Genomic DNA, 19,784 nt, shown 5'->3' with positions numbered 1-19,784 from the left:
GCTTCGCGTCGTAAGCACGCCCTTAGCGTCTAGCGCAGCGTAGCAAGTCTATTTGATTACGAACGAAGGCCGACGCCTCCAGCGTCAACCTCCGCTCTAAGCTAGCCGTACAGGGCGCCGAGAAGCTTATTTCCCAGCCTGTTTTTAGTAAAATTATTGAACCGTAACGGACTTGGCCAGGTTACGTGGCTTGTCGACATCGAGCCCCTTCCCCAAACTGGTGTAGTAGGCCAGCAGTTGGGCCGGAACCACGCTCAGCAGTGGTGTCAGGCATTCATCGACGTCCGGCAGGATGATCGTGCCATCCTCCTGGGCCAGGTGGCGGGAAACGATGGTGATCGTGTTAGCACCCCGGGCCTTGGTCTCATCCAGGTTGCTCCGGGTCAGACCGGCCGTCCGATCCTGGGTAATGATCCCTAGTACTGGCGTCCCCTTCTCAATCAGGGCGATCGTGCCGTGCTTCAGCTCACCAGACGCGAACCCTTCGGCCTGAACATAAGAAATTTCCTTAAGCTTCAAGGCCGCTTCCAGAGAAACCGTCCAGTCGAGGCCCCGCCCAATGTAAAAGGCGTTGCGTGGCTTAGACAGGTAACGTGCTGCAACCTCTTCAATCGTCTTCTTGCTGTCGGTGATCGACTGCATCCCGTTAGCAACCAGACCGAGCTGGTGCTTAACATCAAACTGCTTGGCAGCGTCCCTGCCCAGGTATTCGCCCAGGGCTTTGGCCAGGATTGCTTCAACCGCAATCTGTGCCGTGTAGGCCTTGGTAGATGCAACGGCGATCTCCGGGCCAGCGTAAAGCAGCTCCGTGAAGGTAGCCTCACGGGACAGGGTGGACTTGTCAACGTTGGTGATGGTCAGGCTTGGCCACTTGTGCTCGTTGACGTTGACCAGGACCTGACGGCTGTCGGCCGTCTCCCCACTCTGGCTCAGGAAGATGAAGAATGGCTTCTTAGAGAGCAACGGTTGGTCGTAGGCGAACTCGGATGAGATGTGAACGGAAGTCGGGATCCCACACAGGCGCTCAAAGATCCGGGCACCAACCAGGCCGGCGTGGTAACTTGTCCCGGCGCCAACGATGTAAAGGTGATCAGCGTCAGCCATTGCCTTGAGCAGGTCAGGGTTGATCTGCGGGTCGTCTTGGTCCCCAAAGTATTCCTGAACCAGCTTCCGCATTACGGCTGGCTGTTCATCAATCTCCTTGAGCATGTAGAACGGGTAGGCACCCTTGTCAGCCGCACTGGCGTCCATATCGACCGTAAAGCTGTCACGGTGCTTCTCGTTACCGTCGAAGTCCTTGATCAGGACGTGGTCAGGCTTGACGATGACCAACTCGTGGTCAGCAATTTCCATAAAGCGGTTGGTTTCCTTAAGCATGGACATGGCATCGGAACCAACCATGTTGTAACCATCACCCAGACCGACCAACAGCGGGCTCTTATTCTTGGCAACGTAAAGGGTCTCCGGGTCCTCACGATCGATCATCACGAAGGCATATGACGAATCGGAACTGATCAGGCGCAGGACCTTAAGCAACGCCGCCTGGGTGTCCATATGATCCTCAACGACGAACTTATCAACCAGCTGAACGATGACTTCGGTGTCGGTCTGGCTAGTAAAGTGAACGCCGGAGAGGTACTCCTTCTTCAGTTGGGCGTAGTTTTCGATAACCCCGTTGTGCACCAGGTAGAAGCGGTTATCCTGGGAGTATTGCGGGTGCGCGTTAGCCTCGTTTGGCTCACCATGGGTTGCCCAACGGGTGTGCCCAATCCCGGAAAGGCCATGTACATCATCGGTCAGGGCCGCCTCCAGGTTACTGATCCGCCCCGGCCGCTTGACCAGGTAGTCATGACCAGCATTGTCGTTGACATAGACACCCGCGGAGTCATAGCCACGGTATTCCAGCTTTTTCAAACCATTGATTAAGATTGACAGGGTGTTATCAGTCCCTGTAACTCCAACAATTCCACACATAATTATTTCCATCCTTTGAATATCTCAAAATTGGTATAGATCAATAAGTGATGTGATTGATCCACAGCAACTGTTAAGTATAGTACAAGTTTTGGAAACGATTGTCAATCAATTACTTCCGATTGGTCTAGCTCCGCTTCGATTCAAAAAAATAGCCGGCGATGAGGAATATCATCCCCGTCACCGGCTAAGCTAGTATCTTATTTAACTTCTAATTCGGCCCGGGCCACGTCACCAATCTTCTCAACATACTGGTGAACCAGTTCTTTAGTCGGGGCTTCAGCCATAATCCGCAGTAGTGGTTCTGTCCCACTCGGCCGAACCAGGACCCGACCATCGCCATGCATCTCGTCCTCGACCTGGGCAATAATGGCCTTGAGCTTCTGGTTCTCCATTGCAGCCGCCTTGTCAGCCACCTTGATGTTCAACAACTCCTGCGGGTAGGTCGTTACGTCACTGGCCAGCTCCTTCAGGCCCTTACCGGTCTCCTTAACCACGGAGAGCAGCTGCAGGGAGGTCAGCATCCCGTCACCGGTGGTATTGTGGTCCAGGAAGATGATGTGCCCGGACTGCTCACCACCAAGATTGTAACCATTCTTCAGCATCTCTTCAACGACATAGCGGTCACCAACCTTGGTCTTGACACTCTTCATCCCGTGTGACTCCAGAGCCTTGTACATTCCCAGGTTACTCATCACGGTCGTGACTACGGTGTCCTTCTTCAGCATTCCCTTGCTGTCCATGTACTTCCCACAGATGTACATGATCTTGTCACCGTCGACAATGTTACCCTCGTTGTCCACCGCGATACAACGGTCGCCATCACCATCGAAGGCTACCCCGAGGTCAGCACCGTTTTCAACAACGGCCTTCTGCAGGCCTGCCGGGTGGGTAGAACCACAGTTGAGGTTCGTGTTGAGGCCATCTGGTTGGTCATTGATCGGCACGAAATCAACATTCATGTCCGCAAACAGGTTGGAGACAAAGCCACTCGTTGCCCCGTTAGCTGCGTCAACGACGACCTTCAAACCAGAAAGATCAGTTGAAACCGTCTGCTCCAGGAAGGAAGTGTATTTCAATGCTCCTTCATGGTAGTCGGCAACCGTCCCGAGCCCCTCATCAGAAGGCCGTGGCAGGGTGTCAGACTCGGCATCTAAGAGTTGTTCAATCTCGTATTCTAGGTCATCGGAGAGCTTGAAGCCGTTGCCACCAAAGTACTTAATCCCGTTGTACTTGATTGGGTTGTGACTAGCCGTGATCATGACCCCGGCATCAGCTTCTTGAGCCCGTACTAGGTAGGCAACCCCTGGTGTGGTAACCACACCGAGCCGCAGAACCTCAATCCCAACCGAAAGTAGCCCCGCAATCAGGGCGTTTTCCAACATTTGACCGGAGATCCGGGTATCCCGGGCCACCAGTACCTGGGGCTGTTTCCGGTCCGAATGCCGGGTCAAGACGTAACCACCGGCCCGGCCAACCCGGAAGGCCAGTTCTGGACTCAAATCTTCGTTTGCAACTCCCCGAACACCGTCGGTACCAAAATACTTAAGTTTCATCATATACTCCTTATTAATTAAGACTAACTGCTGCTTGTGGCAGCTGATTCCGAATCACTACTTGTGCTATTACTTATGCTACTACTTGACGACTGGGTTTGCACCCTTTTCTTATCCGATGACGCGCTCGACGATGTGCTACTATCAGAGCCCGAATGGCTGCTGGAAGAATCACTGGTCTTGGAACTGATCGGCACCGTAACGGTCGTTGTGGCTGGCCAGATCACCACGTTTAAGGTCTGACCATTCCGGTCGAGGGCCTGAAGGGTCACCTGCCGCTGCAGGTTGTCCTTGGCATCTCGCGGAACCACCACGTAAGCGACCACCCGGTTCACCCGCCGGACCTCGTTCTGGGCCCCAGTAACCTGGACACTATCCACATCCGCGTGCGGGTGACCAGTCTGATAATTGTCAGCCAGGTTCCGGTCATTCAGCCGGACGCTGACCTTAACGTTGACCGTCCGCCGGGGTTGAATCTGAACCGCAATATTCTTTGGTTCAACGGTTGCTCGTAGTTCCGAATTTAAGCCGCTGGTCTTAATCGGTACCCGGTGTTTACCCGAGCTGAGATTGCTCAGGTCAGCGTATACCTTGAAGTTTTGGGTGTTACTGGTTGTTGTAACCAGTGCGGACGGCCCGCTCAGACGAACCTTGACGTACTGCGGGTAGCCGGAAACCACGTACTTGGCGTTGTCGACCGTAATGTCCAGCGGCATCTTGAGGGTGACCGACTTGTTGGACATCAGGGCACTATTCTCGTTGTTGTTTCGCGTGTTCTGCCGGAGAAAGCCATTCTTACTCCCGTTGACGTAGGCAAACAGGAGGATTGCCAGCACCAGTGAGGCCAGGCGCATCACCCACTTATGACTGAAGAAGCCCTTATTTCTGCCCATGCTGGCCACCTCCTTGCCGCTCAAAGAGTGAGTAGAGTCGCGTCAACAGGTTGTCATGTGTCGGTTCGTGCGTGCACAGCTGCGACCGCATGAACTTCAGGTAATCGTTCTGCGACATGTTGCGGATCAGCTCGTTGTCCTTGGTAATCGAGACTTCCCCGGTCTCCTCGGAGATCACGATCGTCAGCGCGTCGGTCACCTCACTGATGCCGACCGCAGCCCGGTGCCGGGTCCCCAATTCCTTGGGAATCAGCTTACTGTCCGAGAGGGGCAGGTAGGCCGCCGCGACCGCGATCCGGTTGTTCTTGATGATCACCGCCCCATCATGCAGGGGGGTGTTAGGAATGAAGGTATTGATCAAGAGGGCGCCGGAGATATCCGCATCGAGCGGGATCCCCGTCTCGATGTACTCCTCCAGCCCGGTCTTCATCTGAATACTGATCAAGGCCCCAATCCGACGCTTCGACATGTATTGAATCGCCTGATCCAGCTGCTTGATCATCTCTTCTTCGGTCTCATTGGTGGACTGGTTATGGCTGAGAAAGCTTCCCCGGCCTAGGTGTTCCAGCCCCCGCCGAATCTCCGGCTGGAAGATGATCACGATGGCGATCACTCCCCAGTTTAGGATCTGATCCATCACCCAGGAGACCGTGCTCAAGCCGGCATACCAGCTGACGACCTTCACCAGGATAATGATCATGATCCCGCGGAAGAGCTGAACCGCTCGAGTCCCGCGGATCAGGACCAGAAGTTCATAGATCAGAAACCAAATTACTAAGATGTCAATTAGGTGAATCAGGTTCTGCCATGTCAAAAGCGAACTTATAAACTGCATCGCATTCACCATCCTCTAAATTCACGTTCATATTATATCATTTTTTGGTAATGACGAAAGTATCACCATACATTCATGAAAATTCTGCTATGCTAAAGGTAAACTCTGTTATGGGAAGGCAAATATCATGAAACACCTATCTTCCGTCTGGCGGATCTGGCTCTTCTTCTGGGTCCTGATCATCTTACTAAAGCTTTTCGCACAAGCACCCTACGACTTCATGGCGTTTAACACCTTTCTGGGTTACGTCCCGATCGAGCTGAGCTTTCACCTCAAGCGCTTCAATGACCGCCGTGCCCTCGCCTTCTGGCTGCTCCTGATTATCTGGTTGATCTTCTATCCAAACGCCCCCTACGTGATGACCGACCTCTTCCACCTCTCCTGGCTGCATCCGCACACCAGCATCAACGGAATTCTCCGCTCGGACCCGGTCATCTGGCTCAATTTTGCTATGATGATGGTCTGCGCCCTCGCCTGCCTGTTGGTAGGAACCGTCACCCTTGACCAGACCGCCCGACAATTGACTAGGCTGACCACGCCACACCAGCCAAGGCTGCGTTATCTTTGGATCGTCATCTTCATGACCATGGCTAGCATTGGTATCTACATTGGTCGCTTTCTCCGCCTTCATTCAATCTACCTGCTCTTCACACCAACTTGGTTTTTCCGCCAGCTCTGGAGTATCTGGAGCGGGCGAACAGCGGCATTTGTGGCCATCATGACCATTCTCCAATTAATCGTCTACTGGCTGTTGAAAGTCTGCCAGCACTTTAGCATTGATGATAACAAATAAAGGGAAGCTCAAGACGAGCTTCCCTTTATTTGTTACATCTTTACTTTTCTGCTAGAGCGGCCTTGACCTTGTCGGCCGTTGGGATTGATGGCATGGCTCCCATCTCCTGAACAGTCAGGCTGGAAGCGCGCTGGGCGTATACCAGGGTGTCAGCAACGTTGGACAGGTCATCCTCTAATTGCGAACTCAGCGCCCCAATGAAAGTATCACCGGCAGCCGTCGTATCAACCGCGTGTACCTTGAAGGCTGGAACCAGGCCGTGCTGGTCAGGGGTGGCGTAGAAGACACCCTTGGAACCCAGGGTAATCAGCAGGTGCTTAACCCCCTGCTTCTGGAAGTATTCCGCACTCTTCAGCATGGCATCCTCGTCAGTCACCGGAATCCCAGTCAGGAGGGCACATTCGCTCTCGTTCGGGGCAATTACATCGGTTACCTTGAGCAAGTCGGGAATGATCTCGTGGGCCGGGGCCGGGTTAAGAATGGTGGTCACACCGTGTTCCTTGGCCTTCTTGAAAGCGGCCAGGGTAACATCCTGTGGCGTTTCAAACTGGCTGATCAGGAAGTCGGCATCGTCCAAAATGTCATCGATGTCGGCAACCAGTTCGGGAGTCATCGCCTGGTTGGCACCACCATAAATCATGATATCGTTTTGTCCCTCGGCATCCAGGGTAACCGCAGCGGTCCCGGTACCGTGGTACTTATCAACCGTGATGTGGTGAGTATCAACATCGTTGTCCTTCAAGGCCTCCAGCATGTACTGCCCCTCACTGTCAGAACCAACGGCACCGATGAAGGCCGTCTTGGCACCGGACCGAGCAGCGGCTACAGCCTGGTTGGCACCCTTTCCGCCCGGAGCCGAGCTCTTGCTCTTGGCTGAGATCGTTTCACCCGGTTGTGGGAACCGGTCAACGTGGTAGGTCGTATCAACGTTAATGCTTCCTAAAACAACTACTTTCTTACTCATACTTACTCTCCTTATTCAATCCGAATTCATATTTCAAAAATATTCTATCATAGAACTAAAACGATTACAAAGACTATTCTAGCAAAACGTAAAACGTTTTATAAAAGCAACTAAAAAAAGGGATGAAATACCTATTAGCTGCATATTTTCATCCCCATGTTCTTTAATTACGACCGATGATCCGGACCTCGGTCTGCAACGCCACACCAAACTTATCCTTAACCGTCGCTTGAACGTGCTCGATAACCGCTACATAATCTGCCGCGGTCCCGTGGTCGATGTTAACAATGAAGCCAGCGTGCTTGGTGGAAACCTGGGCCCCGCCATGTGTGTAGCCCTGCAGGCCGGCGTCGTGAATCAGCTTCCCGGCGTAGTAGCCCTGTGGTCGCTTGAAAACACTCCCGCAGGACGGCAACTCCAAAGGCTGTTTGGCGGCCCGACGTTCATTCAAGTCATCCATCGTGGTCTTGATCTGGTCATAGTCACCGGGTTCCAGGGTAAAGGTCGCATCCAAGACCACCCCATGATTATCCTGGACACTGCTGTGACGGTAGCCAAAGTCAAGGCCAGCGTTATCGAGGCGCTCGATTGTGCCGTCCGGCAGCATCACCGTGGCAGCGGTGACCACCTGCTTGGTTTCGCCACCGTAGGCCCCAGCATTCATGAAGACCGCTCCACCAATACTCCCCGGGATCCCGGCCGCAAACTCCAACCCGGACAGGTGGTGGTCACGGGCAGCAATCGTGGTATCAATGTAGGCGGCCCCGGCCTGGGCAGTCACCTGATTGCCGTCGACGGTAATGGCGTCAAGCTTGGTGAGGATCATCGTCAGCCCATCAATTCCCCCATCGCGAACGATTAGGTTGCTGGCGTTGCCCAACACAGTCAGCGGCAGCTGGTTGGCCCGGGCATACTGAACCAATTGCTTGACCTCGTCGATACTCTTGGGGAAGGCTAACCAGTCGGCCGGCCCCCCGGTGTGCGTGTAGGTATACTTCATCAGTGGTTCGTCCTGCTTGATATCAATCTCTGGAAATTCATTCATTAAGTTAGCCAATTTGGTATGCCCTTCCTTTTCATAAATTATCACTCCTAGATATTGTATCATCTTTCCGCACAACTTTTGCCAAAAACACCGGTAGCGGCTAAAATAGTAGTTATCAATCACGAAAGGAAGTACCTGCATGAACTTCATCGCCATGGACTTCGAGACTGCCAGTGGCAAGCGCTACAGTGCCTGCTCGCTGGCGTTGACCATTGTCCGTAACGACCAGATTGCCGATGAGTTTTACACCCTCATCAACCCCCACACCGACTTCTTCTGGCGCAACGTCCAGATCCACGGTATCCATGAGCGCGACGTCCAGGACGCCCCGGACTTCCCGGCGGTTTGGGAACACATCAAGTCCTTCTACACGCCAGATAAGCTGGTAATCGCCCACAATAACCGCTTCGATAATAGCGTCCTCAAGAGCACCCTCGAACACTACGGGATCGAACCCCCGGCCTACCAGACCCTCGATACCGTCCGCAGTAGTCGGCAACTGATCCCGGGGCTTGCCAACTACAAGCTCAACACGGTCTGTGACGCCCTCAATATCGACCTCCATCACCACCACAACGCCCTCAATGATGCTCAAGCCTGCGCCAACATCCTCCTCTACCAGGACCGGAACTTTGGCGACCAGCGGATCCGGCCCTTCATCAAAATGTTCGGTTAAACGACAAAGCACGATGAGAATTTCTCCTCACCGTGCTTTTTAATTACCTACGATATTCCATCTGCAGGACGTTCCTGCCATCTTCGACCGTCGTCCCGGTCTGGACAAAATGACAACGCTGATAGAGGGCAATCGCCGGGGTGTTACTGGCAAAAACGGTCAATACCAGAGAATCCAGGCTGCTATAGGTGGCGAACCAGTACTGGGCCTCCTCAACCAACAGCCGGCCGATGCCGTTACGCCAGTAATTCTTGGCAACCACGACGCCAAGCTCGCCGGCAGTGGGCCGGTCACCTTGGACCATCACCGTTACGATCCCAATCGGTTGAGACCCAAGCATCGCTAGCATGATCACGCAGTCGTCGAAGCGATTGATCAGGTCAATATTCTGCCGCTCCTGGTCATCCGTTACCTGATCGAGGTGGGGAATCAGGACCGCGTCGCTTTCGGTGGCCGCCTGTCGGAGAAAATCCAGGACCGCTGGGGCATCGTCGGCCGTTGCCAGTTTGATCGTTACCTGGTCTGCCATTACGCTACCACGTCCTCAACTAGCTTGGTGAAGTGGGTCCCGTGCGGTTCAAACTCCAGGATTCGGGTACCCTCATCATCGGTCCGCTTGAAGTGGATAGCCAGGAAGTCATCCGGCAGCTCGTCCTCCACAAACTCGGCCCACTCAACGACACTTACCCCGTCACTGTCGAAGTACTCCTCGAGACCGAGATCCTCCGCCCCACCACTTTCCAGACGATAGGCATCCATGTGGTAGAGGGGCAGGCGGCCATCTTGGTATTCCCGGATAATCGTGAAAGTGGGGCTCTTGATTAGGTCAGGGATGTCGAGCCCCTTGGCCAGGCCCTTGGTAAAGGTCGTCTTACCGGCCCCAAGGTCCCCATCTAGGACCAGAACATCCCCCGCCACCAACTGGCGACCAATCCGTTCACCGAGCGCAATCGTCGCGTCCCGGCTGCTTAACGTTTTCTTCTTCATTACAATCCACCTCAAATATAAATCTTAGCCCTATTCTAACCTACTGCCCCCGGAAAGACAAAGATCACCACTTGTAGCAATAGGAGTTATGAGGCTGACTGTACCCGACCACCTGTCCCCGGCAACGAACCGTCACCGTCAGGCCACGGGCGGAATTTTCCTTGTCGATCCAATGGTTGTTAACCAGCACCATCCGGGCGAGGGCCTGGACCTGATTCATCACGCTGGTTTTATCACCCGCCGGCAGACGACAAAAGCGCCGGCTGACCCAGACCATGATCCGTCGGTGGCCAGTCACCCTGACCTGGTGGATAAACTTGGCATAACCATAGTTACCCGGATCACCGGCAGCATATGCGCGGTGGTCCGCCAACTCCTGGGCCAACTGCTGGTTGACCGTGCTCGGACTAGCACGCATTTCGGCATGGACCGGGGATAGAAAGGCAACATTAGCCACTAGGGCCAGCAAGCAAAGCAGCGTCCACCAATGCCGCACTATCATCACCTCCCCTTATACCAAAAAAGGCCGGCAACCATCACTGGCTCCCGACCATCATTCGTTTCTTAATTACAGTGCCTGGGCTGCCGTAATCAGGGCAACCTTATAGGCATCGTCCTCGCTGCATCCCCGTGAGAGGTCCGCAATTGGGGCGTTCAGGCCCTGCAGGATTGGGCCAACAGCGGTGAAGCCACCAAAACGCTGGGCAATCTTGTAGCCAATGTTACCGGCCTCCAGACTTGGGAAGATGAAGACGTTGGCGTGACCGGCAACCTTAGAGCCAGGGGCCTTCAGTTCACCGACTGCCGGAACAAAGGCAGCATCGAACTGAAGCTCACCGTCGGCCGGCAGGTCTGGTTCCATCTCGTGAACCTTGGCCGTGGCGTCGGCAACCTTGGTAACCATATCCCCCTTGGCGGAACCCTTAGTGGAGAAGCTTAGCAGGGCTACCTTCGGGTCAATTCCAAAGAGTTTGGCCGTCTTGGCACTCTGAACGGCCACCTCAGCCATCGTTGGGGCGTCCAGCTCGATGTTAATGGCACAGTCAGCAAAGATATAGCGCTGGTCACCCTTAATCATTAAAAAGGCTCCACTGATCCGGTGAACACCCGGCTTGGTCTTGACGATCTGGAGGGCGGGACGAACGGTGGAACCGGTGGAGTGAACCGCCCCGGAAACCATCCCGTCAGCTTTACCCATGTAGACCAGCATGGTACCAAAGTAGCTGACGTCCTTGAGCATCTCCTCCACCTGTTCAGGAGTGTTCTTGCCCTTCCGCCGTTCCAGTAGGGCATCAAACATGGCCTTCTTATCGGCAGCTGGGTATTCAACCGGATCGATGATCGTCAGTCCAGCGATGTCGAAGCCGTTGTCCTGAGCAGTCTTTTCAATGTCGGCCCGGGTACCAAGCAGGATTGGTTTAAGCAGACCGTCCTTTTGCAGACGGATAGCTGCACCGAGGATCCGCTTGTCCTCACCTTCAGGGAACACAATCGTCTTCCCCTGTCCCTTTACCTTAGCAGCAATTTCATCAAATAGTTCCATTATGCTAAACCTCCTCTAATTAGTGGTCATCAAGCATCTACGCCTAGTTTGCGATTTGCGAATCAACCACCGGCTGGGCCGGCAGTTGCCAATCAATCGGCGTTTCTCCCATCGCCTGAAGTGCCTCGTTGGTCTTGGAGAATGGCCGGGAGCCGAAGAAACCACGGTTGGCGGACAGCGGGCTCGGGTGGGCTGACTCGAGGACAATATTGGTATCCAGGTTGATCAGCTTCTTCTTGTCACGGGCGGCCCGCCCCCACAGGATGAAGATCACTGGCTTAGGACGTTCGGACAGAGCGTGGATCGCCGCGTCCGTCAGTTTTTCCCAACCGTGACCCTTGTGGGAGAATGCCTGGCCGTCACGAACCGTCAGCACCGAGTTCAAAAGCAGGACTCCTTGGTCGGCCCACTTTTTCAAGTAGCCGTGGTTGACCGGGGTGCACCCCAGGTCGTTCTGTAGTTCCTTGTAAATGTTTTGCAACGACGGTGGCACCGGAACCCCCGGCAGGACGGAAAAACTACACCCATGGGCCTGGTGTGGTCCGTGGTACGGATCTTGACCCAGGATCACAACCTTGACCGCGTGAAAGGGTGTCCACTCGAAGGCCTCGAAAATGTGGTGCATCTCCGGGTAAACCGTGTGATGTGTATATTCCTCTTTCAGGAATTCGCGTAGCTGTGCATAGTATGCACTCTCAAACTGTGGTTTTAAAACATCCCACCAGTCATTATGAATTAATTGTTTCATGACTATTTAGCACCTCGCCTATTATTTTAGCATATCTCCCCGCCGCCTGCGCACTGAAATGAAAACGCTTTGCGGTAGGCAATTACTGAACAAGCTGGTAAAATATTCTTAAATGAGTAGATGGGTGGTGAAAAAATGCGGCAATTATATCTGCGGGATCACACAACCGACCTTCACGGGACCACGGTCATCCGTGATCACCAGGGCCGGTCTTGCTACCTCCTCGTCGGTAAGTGGGGTATGCACTACGACGTCCTTTCCCTCTATGCAATCAACGGGACCCTGCTCGCTGAGGTCAAGCAGCAGTCCTTGGGAATGCTGCCCAAGTTCGCCCTCTACCTCAACCGGCAGCGGGTCGGCACGGTCGGTAAGTCCCTAGGCTTCGTCCGCCAGGTGATCTACGTCCGGGGGTTGAATTGGTTCATCGTTGGTTCTCCCCTGGCCGGCCGCTACCGGGTCTTTCAGGGCAGTCGTCAGGTCTTCTCCCTCCAGCCAGTGGAGCTCACCGGGAACTACTACCACGAATTGAAGGTTGATCAGCAGGCTGATGAACCCCTTGCCATTTTAGTCGCCAGCGTTCTCGACCATTGGGCCCGTCGCGGACAACGTGACAAAGGTCGTCTGCGCCTCCGTCGTCCCCGCCTGGCCGACAATCTTGGAATGGACATCAAGTGTAACACTATTAAAAACGAGCAGCACCGTTGATCGCGATGCTGCTCGTTTCTTGTTTAGTAATGCTTCATTACCCGTTCAATCTCGCGGTTCTGCTCCCGCCGCTTGATGGCCTCACGCTTGTCATACTGGTGTTTACCCTTGGCAACTCCCAGCAGGACCTTAGCATAGCCATGCTTGATATACATCTTCAGTGGGATCAGGGTGACCCCCTTATCCTGGAGGGTCCCGGTCAGGCGGTGGATCTCCTTCTTGTGCAAGAGGAGCTTCCGATTACGCAACGGGTCCTGATTGAAGTAGGTCCCGTTGTCGTACTCACTGATGTGAACATTCATCAACCAGGCCTCCCCGTTCTTGACCTGGACAAACCCGTCCTTGAGGTTGACCCGGTGGGCCCGGACCGATTTGATCTCGGTCCCGGTCAGCACCAGCCCCGCCTCATAGGTGTCCGTCACAAAATAGTCGTGACGGGCCTTTTTGTTTTGGGCAATCAAGTTATCGTTTGAATGTTGGGACTTCTTTGCCATGCTATCCCTCCGTTAAAATCATGAACGCCGACGCCGGTGACGACGACCCTCCGAATGGTGGTCACGTGAATTGTTGTGGTGGCGACTCTGCCCCCGGTTGATCTGCCGGTTGTTGACGTGGCCGTTGTGCTTGTTGCGGTCCCGACGGTTGAAGTGACCGTGATTACCGCGGCGATCATCATGGGGCACCCGAATCTTGGTAGTTGGGGTATTCTCGGGATGAACGATCTCAAAGTCGACCTCCCGCAGGTCCTTGTCGACCCGGAGAAGCTTGACCTGGATTGGCTGCCCAATCTGGAAGATCCGGTGAGTCTTACGGCCGATCAGGGCCAGGTGCTTCTCGGAATACTCGTAGTAGTCATCGTTCATCACACTGATGTGGATCAGGCCCTCGACCGTGTTCGGTAACGCGACAAACAGACCAAACTTCATTACGGAACTGACCACGGCGTCAAAGGTCTCACCGATATGATCCTCCATGTACTCGGCCTTCTTCATGCTATCAACATCACGTTCCGTGTCAATTCCCCGCCGTTCGGTAACGGAGGTGTGCTCGGCAATCTCTGGCAGTTTATCGCGCCAACGAGCCTTAGCATGCTCACCCTTACCGTGGGCATCGTACCACTTGATCAGGCGGTGAACCGTGTCGTCGGGATAACGCCGGATTGGTGAGGTAAAGTGGGTGTAATACGGGGCCCCCAGGCCGAAGTGACCGAGTTCTTCATCGGAGTACTTCGCCTGCTGCATACTCCGCAGCATCATTACCTGGACCATTTCTTCCTCAGGCTTGCCGGCAACGTCCTTCAAGACGTTCTGTAACATCTTCGGCTTGACATTGTTGATGTCACCGTGGACGTTGATTCCAAAGACCTCCAGGAAGTCGACGAAGGACTTGATCCGGTCCTTGTCTGGCGTCTCGTGGATTCGGTAGAGGAACGGGACCTTCTCCTTGAAGTAGTGCTCAGCCACCGTCTCGTTGGCTGCCAGCATGAAGGATTCGATCATCCGTTCCGCCAGCCCCCGCTCCCGCAGCTGGATATCGGTTGGGTGGCCCTTCTCGTCGACAATGATCTTGGCCTCGGGAGCCTCGAAGTCGATGGCCCCCCGCCGCTTCCGATTCTTGAGCAGGATCCGGTGCAGCTCGCCCATAGTCTCAAACATCGGTACCAGGTCCTTGTACTCAGCAATCGTCTTCGAATCGTGGGCCTCCAGGATCCGGTTTACCGCCTTGTAGGTCATCCGGGCGTGGGACCGCATGACGCTTGGGAAGATCCGGTGGTTGACAATCTTACCCTGCTCGTCGATTTCCATCTCACAGCTCATTGCCAGCCGTTCCTCGCCTGGGTTTAGGGAACAGATCCCGTTGGACAGGCGCTTCGGCAGCATTGGGACCACCCGGTCGGTCAGATAAACAGAGGTTCCCCGCTTGAAAGCCTCCTTATCCAGCGGGGTCCCCGGCTTGACGTAGTGACTGACGTCGGCGATGTGAACACCGAGGTGGTAGTGGCCGTTGTCCATCTTCCAGGCCACCACGGCGTCGTCGAGGTCCTTAGATTCGATGGCGTCGATCGTGACCAGCGGCTGGTCGGTGATGTCTTCACGCCCCTTCTTCTCCTCTGGCAAAACGTGTAATGGAATCTTATTGGCCTGTTCAAGGGCTTCCTTAGGAAATTCATGGGGAACATCATGGGCGTAGATGACCGACATGATATCGATCCCTGGTTCGTCCTTGTCCCCGATAACCTCGGTGACCGCCCCGGTCATGACCTTGGGTGAATCATCGTCTGGGTAGGTGGCAACCGTCGCCGTGACCACTTGGCCATCCATTGGCTTCAGGCCCTGGTCGGTGACGAAGAAGCGGTAGGTGCTGAGCTTTTTGTCCTTGAGCAGGATCTCGCCAATGTAGTTACCGACCGTTTCCTGCTTAAACTCGCCGACAACCCGCGTGTAGTTATGCTCAACGATAGACGTAACCTGTCCCTCGGGTCCCTGGTCAGTCCCCGGTTTTCCGGGACGCAGGACCTTGAGCGTCACCTGGTCACCGTTCAGGGCGTGCATGGTGTGGTCGGGATTGATGTACATGTCGGGCAGGTCGGGATCGTAGTCGACAAAGCCGAAGCCCTTGTCGTTACCGTGAAAGGTCCCAGTCAGGGGCTGCTGTTTGATAACCGCCTCAAATTCTCCCTTGTCGGTCACCTGGACCTTCTTATCACGTTCCAGCTGGGCCAGGGTCTGGACCACCGGGGTGAACTGGTTACCATTGTCCATCCCCAGGTGGTAGGCGATCCGCTCGGCGGAGTAGCTAACGCCTGCGTTATCCGTTAAATAATTAAGAATCTTGTCTGCTAATTGTTGCTTATTATTTGTTCTCGTTGTCATCTGATACCTCGAATAATTTTTGTAAATAGTCATTGACGTCATTAAACAACTGCCGGTGGGCCGTATTGACCGTCAGCAGGTGGGTGGCGTTCGGGTAGAAGTGGTAATCAACCGGTGTCCCCTGGTCACGGAGCCGCTGTGCTAACTGCGCCCCCGAGTCAGAGTCAATCATCTCATCATGACCACCCTGGGCAATGAAAAAGGGCTGGTGGAGTCGATCCAGATTTGCATCCAACTGCTTGGTCATCGCCTGGATGGCCGCCAGCTGGGCCGGCAGGTGGTCCTTGATCCAGGCCATTTTAGTGGCAACCGTTGCCGCCGGTGTCTGCTCCCTGTGGTAGTAGTTCATTGCCAGGCGGGGAAAGTACTCCGGCACGTTGGAACGCCCCCAGCTGGTGATCGGTGAGGCAAAAACGCCCCCGCCGCGCAACTGCTGATCGTTTTCTAGGGCCCGGGTGGCAAAGAGCCCCCCGAGTGAGAGGCCGAAGATCGCCAACTGGTCGTGACCACTATCGCGCAGGCGGCGGATTGCTAGCTGGGTATCTTCCCACCAGGCATCGGGATTCCCGTCACTTAGGATTCGGCAGGGATCCCCACCATGCCCGGTGAAGACGGGGGCGTAGACCGTGTAGCCATGCTTCTGCAGGGCCCGGCCCAGCATTCGGACGTCGTTGCTGTTGCCCGAGTAGGCATGCAGGAGGATCACCGCCGGCCGCCCGCCGTTAAAATAAAAGGGTTCGCCAGGATATTTTTTCATTGCTACCATCCTTTTCCACTGTCAAAAAAAGCCCCCTGATATGCTGCAGGGGGCACACTACCAATGTCTAATGTGATGATACGTAAACCAGTGCCAATGCCAGGATGAAGAAGAGTGCCCCACAGATTGTCGTGACAATTTGCATGACCGCCTCGAAACCGCGGGCCTTGCGCCGGGAGAAAAGGTCACCGGCCCCACCCGTCAAGGCTGACATTGCGTCGTTATCGTTCTTCGCCGGCTGCATCATTACGCACGCGATCAGAACTACGCAATCAATTAAAAATAAAGTCATTAATGTGTTATACAAGGATTTTTCCTCCTATATATTTTACCCACTATATCTTTATTATCATACCATAAGCCCCGCCTTAATGCTATACGTTCGCATAGTGAGCCGCACTCATTATCCGCCGGTAGCACTGGTTAGTGGGGGTGAAGTTGGCCCGGATGAGGAGGGTGTCGCCGGCTTGGATCGTCGTTTGGCCGTTGGGGATCAGCTTATCCTCGCCCCGGTAGATCAGGGTCACAATGCTGTCAGCCGGCCACGGGTAATCCTTGACCTGGCAACCATCCAGGCGCGAACCCGCGTAGACGGTCACTGGCATCGTAACGTTTTGCTCTAGCTTCTGCGGGTGCTTGCCGATGAAGGCGTTGAACATTGCCGTGTAGACCGGCTCGCCGTGGAGGGCGTTGACCACCAGGTAGGCGAACACCGCCACTGTGGCCAACGGCATCAGGTGGGCCAAGGAGCCGACCATCTCCGTAATCAACAAGATTGCGGTGAAGGGGGCCTTACTGATGCAGGCAAAGTAACCCGCCATCGCATAGATGATGAAATTCGGCAGGTAACGCGCCGGCAGGAGTCCCAATTGACTCATCAGGGCACAGTAGAGGGCCCCGAGCACTGCCCCTAGGGTCAGGATCGGGAGGAAAATTCCCCCGGGCAGCTGTGAACCATAGCTGATCATTGAGAAGACAAAACGAAGGACGAAGAGGCCGAGAAAAAGGCCGACGGAGACCGGCATCAGGCGCAGGTTACCGATCAGCTGGTTTCCGCCACCCAGGGTCTGGGGCCAGAACCAGGCGATCGGAATCACCAGCAGGAACGGAACCACCGGGTAGGCCAACGGGGGCAGCCACTTTAGCTTAGCGCTCCAGGTGTTGAGGTGCAGGATCACGACCTGATACAGTCGTCCCAGTAGTCCCAGGGCCAGGCCGAGAACCAGTAAGTGCCAGTAGAACCGCGTCGGTAACATCTGCTGATAGGGAACGTTGAGGACGGGGTGCAGGCCGAAGATGACCATCGAGACCAGGTTCGAACAGAGGGCCGAAACGAAGGTTGACAGCCAGATTACCGGGGAAAAGTTGTGGTAAACCTCCTCAAGGATAAAGATGGTACTAGCAATCGGGGCGTTGAAAGCCGCCGATAATCCGGCCGCCGCCCCGCTGGCAATGCCGACCTGGCGATCCAGCTGGTTAGAATGGAAGTTTTCCGCCACTCCCTGACCGATCGTGGCGCCCAGCTGAATCGATGGCCCCTCCCGACCGAGGAAGAGGCCCGACCCAATTGCCAGGATTCCACCGACAAACTTACGCCAGAGAACCGGCCACCATTCTTCATCAAACTGACTGGTCAGCTGTCCCTCAACCTGGGGGATCCCTGACCCCTTGATATTGGGGTTGCGCTGGGCCATCCACCCCAACAGAAGGGCCAGGATAACCGAACCGACTGCCCAAGGGATCAGCCAGAGTGGTTGGGTGTGGAAGTATTGGAAACTCTTACCGACCAGGGTCAGCAGGTGCTGGATGGCCAGGCGGAAGAGACTCACCACCGCCCCGGTCAAAAGGCCAATCAGGATCGCCCGCAGGAGCTGTTTGGTTTGACTATCGCGCTGAATGTTTTTCATATCGTTCCCCCACTGAATTTCAAAGTCACCTCACCATTCTACACTAAAATCGCCGACCCTGCTAAATAAGTAGCTGGATCGGTGATTTTAGGATTATTTGCTGCGAGCCACATTCCGGTGACGGTAGAGGTAGACCAGAACAGCGGCGATCAGGACAAGTGCCCCGACGATTACCGAGACCCGGGTGTCCGGGTTGATAAACATGAAGACCACGATGACGATCAACATGATGAAGGCAAAGTAGTTGGAGAACGGGTAGAATGGCAGTTTAAATGGGTGATCAGCCATCACTTCTGAATTGTTGTGGCGGAAGCGCAACTCGGCCAACAGGATCACAAACCACGGGATCATCCCCGGTAATACCGAGGAACTGAAGACAACCACGAACATGTCAGCTGTCGACTTGCTGTAGATTGAGGAGATCATGTCGATGATGAACCCGATCAGGATCCCCCCGGAAATGCCGAGGATTGCCGCGTCTGGCACGACCCGCTTGGACAGCCGGCCGAAGATCTTGGGAGCGTCCCCCTCGTGGGCCAGCTTGAAGAGCATCCGGCTGGAGCTGTAGATTCCAGAATTAGCCCCGGACAGGGCCGCCGTCAGAACCACGAAGTTGATGATTGAGGCCGCCGCCGTGATCCCCACCTTGGCGAAGGTCGAGACAAACGGGGAGCCAACACTCGACAGCTTGTTCCACGGGTAGATCGTCACGATGACAAAGATCGCTCCAACGTAGAAGATTAGAATCCGAAAGAGGACCGACTTAACCGACTTGACGATCGCCCGCTGGGGGTTAGCTACCTCCCCGGCAGAGATCCCCAATAGCTCGATCCCCTCGTAGGAGCCGACGATGATCGACATTGAGAAGAAAAAGCCGGAAACCCCACCAGTAAAGAAGCCGCCGTGGGCCCAGAGGTTACTGAATCCGGTCGGGTGTCCCCCATTGCCAAAGCCGAAGAAGATCACCATAAAGCCCAGGAGAATCATGAAGATGATCGTGATGACCTTGATCATGGCAAACCAGAATTCCAGTGACCCATAGGCCTTGGCACTCGCCAGGTTGGCTAAAACCAGGAAGGCAATGATCACGATCCCCGCGATCCAGGTATGCATGTGCGGCCACCAGTACTTGAGGTACTCCGTTGCCGCCACCACCTCGGACATACCGACGACGATGTACTCGAAGACGTTGGCCCACTTGGCCAGGTAACCGGCCAGGGGATGAACATATTCGGTCGCATAATCGGCAAATGATCCCGTTCCTGGGTTGATGTAAATCATCTCGCCAAGGGCCCGCATCACGATGTAGAGGATCAACCCCACGAAGGCGTAAGCCAACAGGACGGATGGCCCGGTCCACTTGATCGTCGAGGTCGATCCCATGAACAGACCGACCCCGATCGCCCCACCGAGGGAAATCATCTCCATCTGCCCCGCCGTCATCGACCGTCGGAGTTTCGGTGCATTGTCTTTCATTTTCTATCAGATCCCTTTCCTAACCTAATTCTAGTAAAGTATATTATAATTT

At 54.7% G+C, this 19,784-nt stretch carries 20 protein-coding genes; 3 read left to right on the top strand and 17 right to left on the bottom strand.

The genetic code is table 11. The annotated features are described in order from the left end of the window. Positions 1-153 precede the first annotated feature (153 nt). From glmS to cdaA, 4 genes are all read right to left on the bottom strand, one after another. Complete coding sequence (glmS, locus tag FD34_RS03925; RefSeq protein WP_057806970.1) at positions 154-1,974, bottom strand: glutamine--fructose-6-phosphate transaminase (isomerizing); 1,821 nt, start codon at positions 1,972-1,974, stop codon at positions 154-156. A gap of 200 nt (positions 1,975-2,174) precedes the next feature. Then, entirely contained in the window at positions 2,175-3,530 is a 1,356-nt protein-coding gene (gene glmM / locus FD34_RS03920; protein WP_057806968.1) for a phosphoglucosamine mutase, read from the bottom strand. 23 nt (positions 3,531-3,553) lie between these two features. Continuing rightward, positions 3,554-4,423, bottom strand: a complete 870-nt coding sequence (locus tag FD34_RS03915; protein ID WP_057806966.1) for a CdaR family protein — start codon at positions 4,421-4,423, stop codon at positions 3,554-3,556. Further along, on the bottom strand, positions 4,410-5,258 hold the full coding sequence (gene cdaA / locus FD34_RS03910; RefSeq protein ID WP_057806964.1) for a diadenylate cyclase CdaA: 849 nt from the start codon (positions 5,256-5,258) through the stop codon (positions 4,410-4,412). The genes FD34_RS03915 and cdaA overlap by 14 nt, the downstream gene beginning before the upstream one ends. A gap of 127 nt (positions 5,259-5,385) precedes the next feature. Between cdaA and FD34_RS03905 the strand changes: the two genes are divergently transcribed. Further along, complete coding sequence (locus FD34_RS03905; RefSeq protein WP_057806963.1) at positions 5,386-6,051, top strand: DUF1361 domain-containing protein; 666 nt, start codon at positions 5,386-5,388, stop codon at positions 6,049-6,051. A gap of 40 nt (positions 6,052-6,091) precedes the next feature. On the opposite strand, the gene rbsK is transcribed toward FD34_RS03905, so the two are convergent. Beyond that, entirely contained in the window at positions 6,092-7,015 is a 924-nt protein-coding gene (rbsK, locus tag FD34_RS03900; RefSeq protein ID WP_057806961.1) for a ribokinase, read from the bottom strand. Between the two features lie 163 nt (positions 7,016-7,178). Beyond that, positions 7,179-8,072: a UDP-N-acetylmuramate dehydrogenase gene (gene murB / locus FD34_RS03895; protein ID WP_057806959.1), complete on the bottom strand. Its 894-nt coding sequence runs from the start codon at positions 8,070-8,072 to the stop codon at positions 7,179-7,181. Positions 8,073-8,199: 127 nt separating this feature from the next. On the opposite strand from murB, the gene FD34_RS03890 reads away from it, so the two are divergent. Further along, positions 8,200-8,736: a 3'-5' exonuclease gene (locus tag FD34_RS03890; RefSeq protein WP_057806957.1), complete on the top strand. Its 537-nt coding sequence runs from the start codon at positions 8,200-8,202 to the stop codon at positions 8,734-8,736. Between the two features lie 43 nt (positions 8,737-8,779). Here the strand turns inward: FD34_RS03890 and FD34_RS03885 are convergent, their stop codons facing one another. The 5 genes from FD34_RS03885 to FD34_RS03865 all read right to left on the bottom strand — a co-directional run bounded on the left by FD34_RS03885 (position 8,780) and on the right by FD34_RS03865 (position 12,014). Then, positions 8,780-9,265 carry a GNAT family N-acetyltransferase gene (locus tag FD34_RS03885; RefSeq protein WP_057806955.1) on the bottom strand — a complete coding sequence of 162 codons (486 nt, stop codon included), beginning with the start codon at positions 9,263-9,265 and terminating at the stop codon, positions 8,780-8,782. Next, positions 9,265-9,723, bottom strand: coding sequence for a tRNA (adenosine(37)-N6)-threonylcarbamoyltransferase complex ATPase subunit type 1 TsaE (gene tsaE, locus FD34_RS03880; protein ID WP_057806953.1), 459 nt, complete (start codon positions 9,721-9,723; stop codon positions 9,265-9,267). Before tsaE ends, FD34_RS03885 begins: the two co-directional genes overlap by 1 nt. 64 nt (positions 9,724-9,787) lie before the next feature. Continuing rightward, on the bottom strand, positions 9,788-10,219 hold the full coding sequence (locus FD34_RS03875; RefSeq protein ID WP_152936719.1) for a hypothetical protein: 432 nt from the start codon (positions 10,217-10,219) through the stop codon (positions 9,788-9,790). Between the two features lie 72 nt (positions 10,220-10,291). Further along, positions 10,292-11,266, bottom strand: coding sequence for a phosphate acetyltransferase (gene pta, locus FD34_RS03870; protein WP_057806949.1), 975 nt, complete (start codon positions 11,264-11,266; stop codon positions 10,292-10,294). Positions 11,267-11,309: 43 nt separating this feature from the next. Then, entirely contained in the window at positions 11,310-12,014 is a 705-nt protein-coding gene (locus FD34_RS03865; RefSeq protein WP_057806947.1) for a uracil-DNA glycosylase, read from the bottom strand. A gap of 135 nt (positions 12,015-12,149) precedes the next feature. Here FD34_RS03865 and FD34_RS03860 point away from each other — a divergent pair, with 135 nt between their 5' ends. Next, positions 12,150-12,719: an LURP-one-related/scramblase family protein gene (locus FD34_RS03860; RefSeq protein ID WP_057806945.1), complete on the top strand. Its 570-nt coding sequence runs from the start codon at positions 12,150-12,152 to the stop codon at positions 12,717-12,719. Positions 12,720-12,742: 23 nt separating this feature from the next. Here FD34_RS03860 and smpB read toward each other — a convergent pair whose 3' ends face one another. From smpB to FD34_RS03830, 6 genes are all read right to left on the bottom strand, one after another. After that, on the bottom strand, positions 12,743-13,213 hold the full coding sequence (gene smpB / locus FD34_RS03855; protein ID WP_057806943.1) for an SsrA-binding protein SmpB: 471 nt from the start codon (positions 13,211-13,213) through the stop codon (positions 12,743-12,745). An 18-nt stretch (positions 13,214-13,231) separates the two neighbouring features. Next, positions 13,232-15,592, bottom strand: coding sequence for a ribonuclease R (gene rnr / locus FD34_RS03850; RefSeq protein WP_057806941.1), 2,361 nt, complete (start codon positions 15,590-15,592; stop codon positions 13,232-13,234). After that, on the bottom strand, positions 15,573-16,349 hold the full coding sequence (locus tag FD34_RS03845; protein ID WP_057806939.1) for an alpha/beta hydrolase: 777 nt from the start codon (positions 16,347-16,349) through the stop codon (positions 15,573-15,575). The genes rnr and FD34_RS03845 overlap by 20 nt, the downstream gene beginning before the upstream one ends. A gap of 67 nt (positions 16,350-16,416) precedes the next feature. Next, positions 16,417-16,656 (bottom strand): preprotein translocase subunit SecG, encoded by a 240-nt coding sequence (secG, locus tag FD34_RS03840; protein ID WP_057806936.1) that lies wholly within the window; start codon positions 16,654-16,656, stop codon positions 16,417-16,419. Between the two features lie 67 nt (positions 16,657-16,723). Next, positions 16,724-18,256, bottom strand: coding sequence for a ClC family H(+)/Cl(-) exchange transporter (locus FD34_RS03835; protein WP_083479845.1), 1,533 nt, complete (start codon positions 18,254-18,256; stop codon positions 16,724-16,726). A gap of 93 nt (positions 18,257-18,349) precedes the next feature. Continuing rightward, positions 18,350-19,732, bottom strand: coding sequence for an amino acid permease (locus FD34_RS03830; RefSeq protein WP_057806933.1), 1,383 nt, complete (start codon positions 19,730-19,732; stop codon positions 18,350-18,352). Positions 19,733-19,784: the final 52 nt, after the last annotated feature.

Source organism: Limosilactobacillus pontis DSM 8475, assembly GCF_001435345.1.
Classification (GTDB): Bacteria; Bacillota; Bacilli; order Lactobacillales; family Lactobacillaceae; genus Limosilactobacillus; species Limosilactobacillus pontis.
This window is presented reverse-complemented; position numbering and strand designations above follow the sequence as displayed.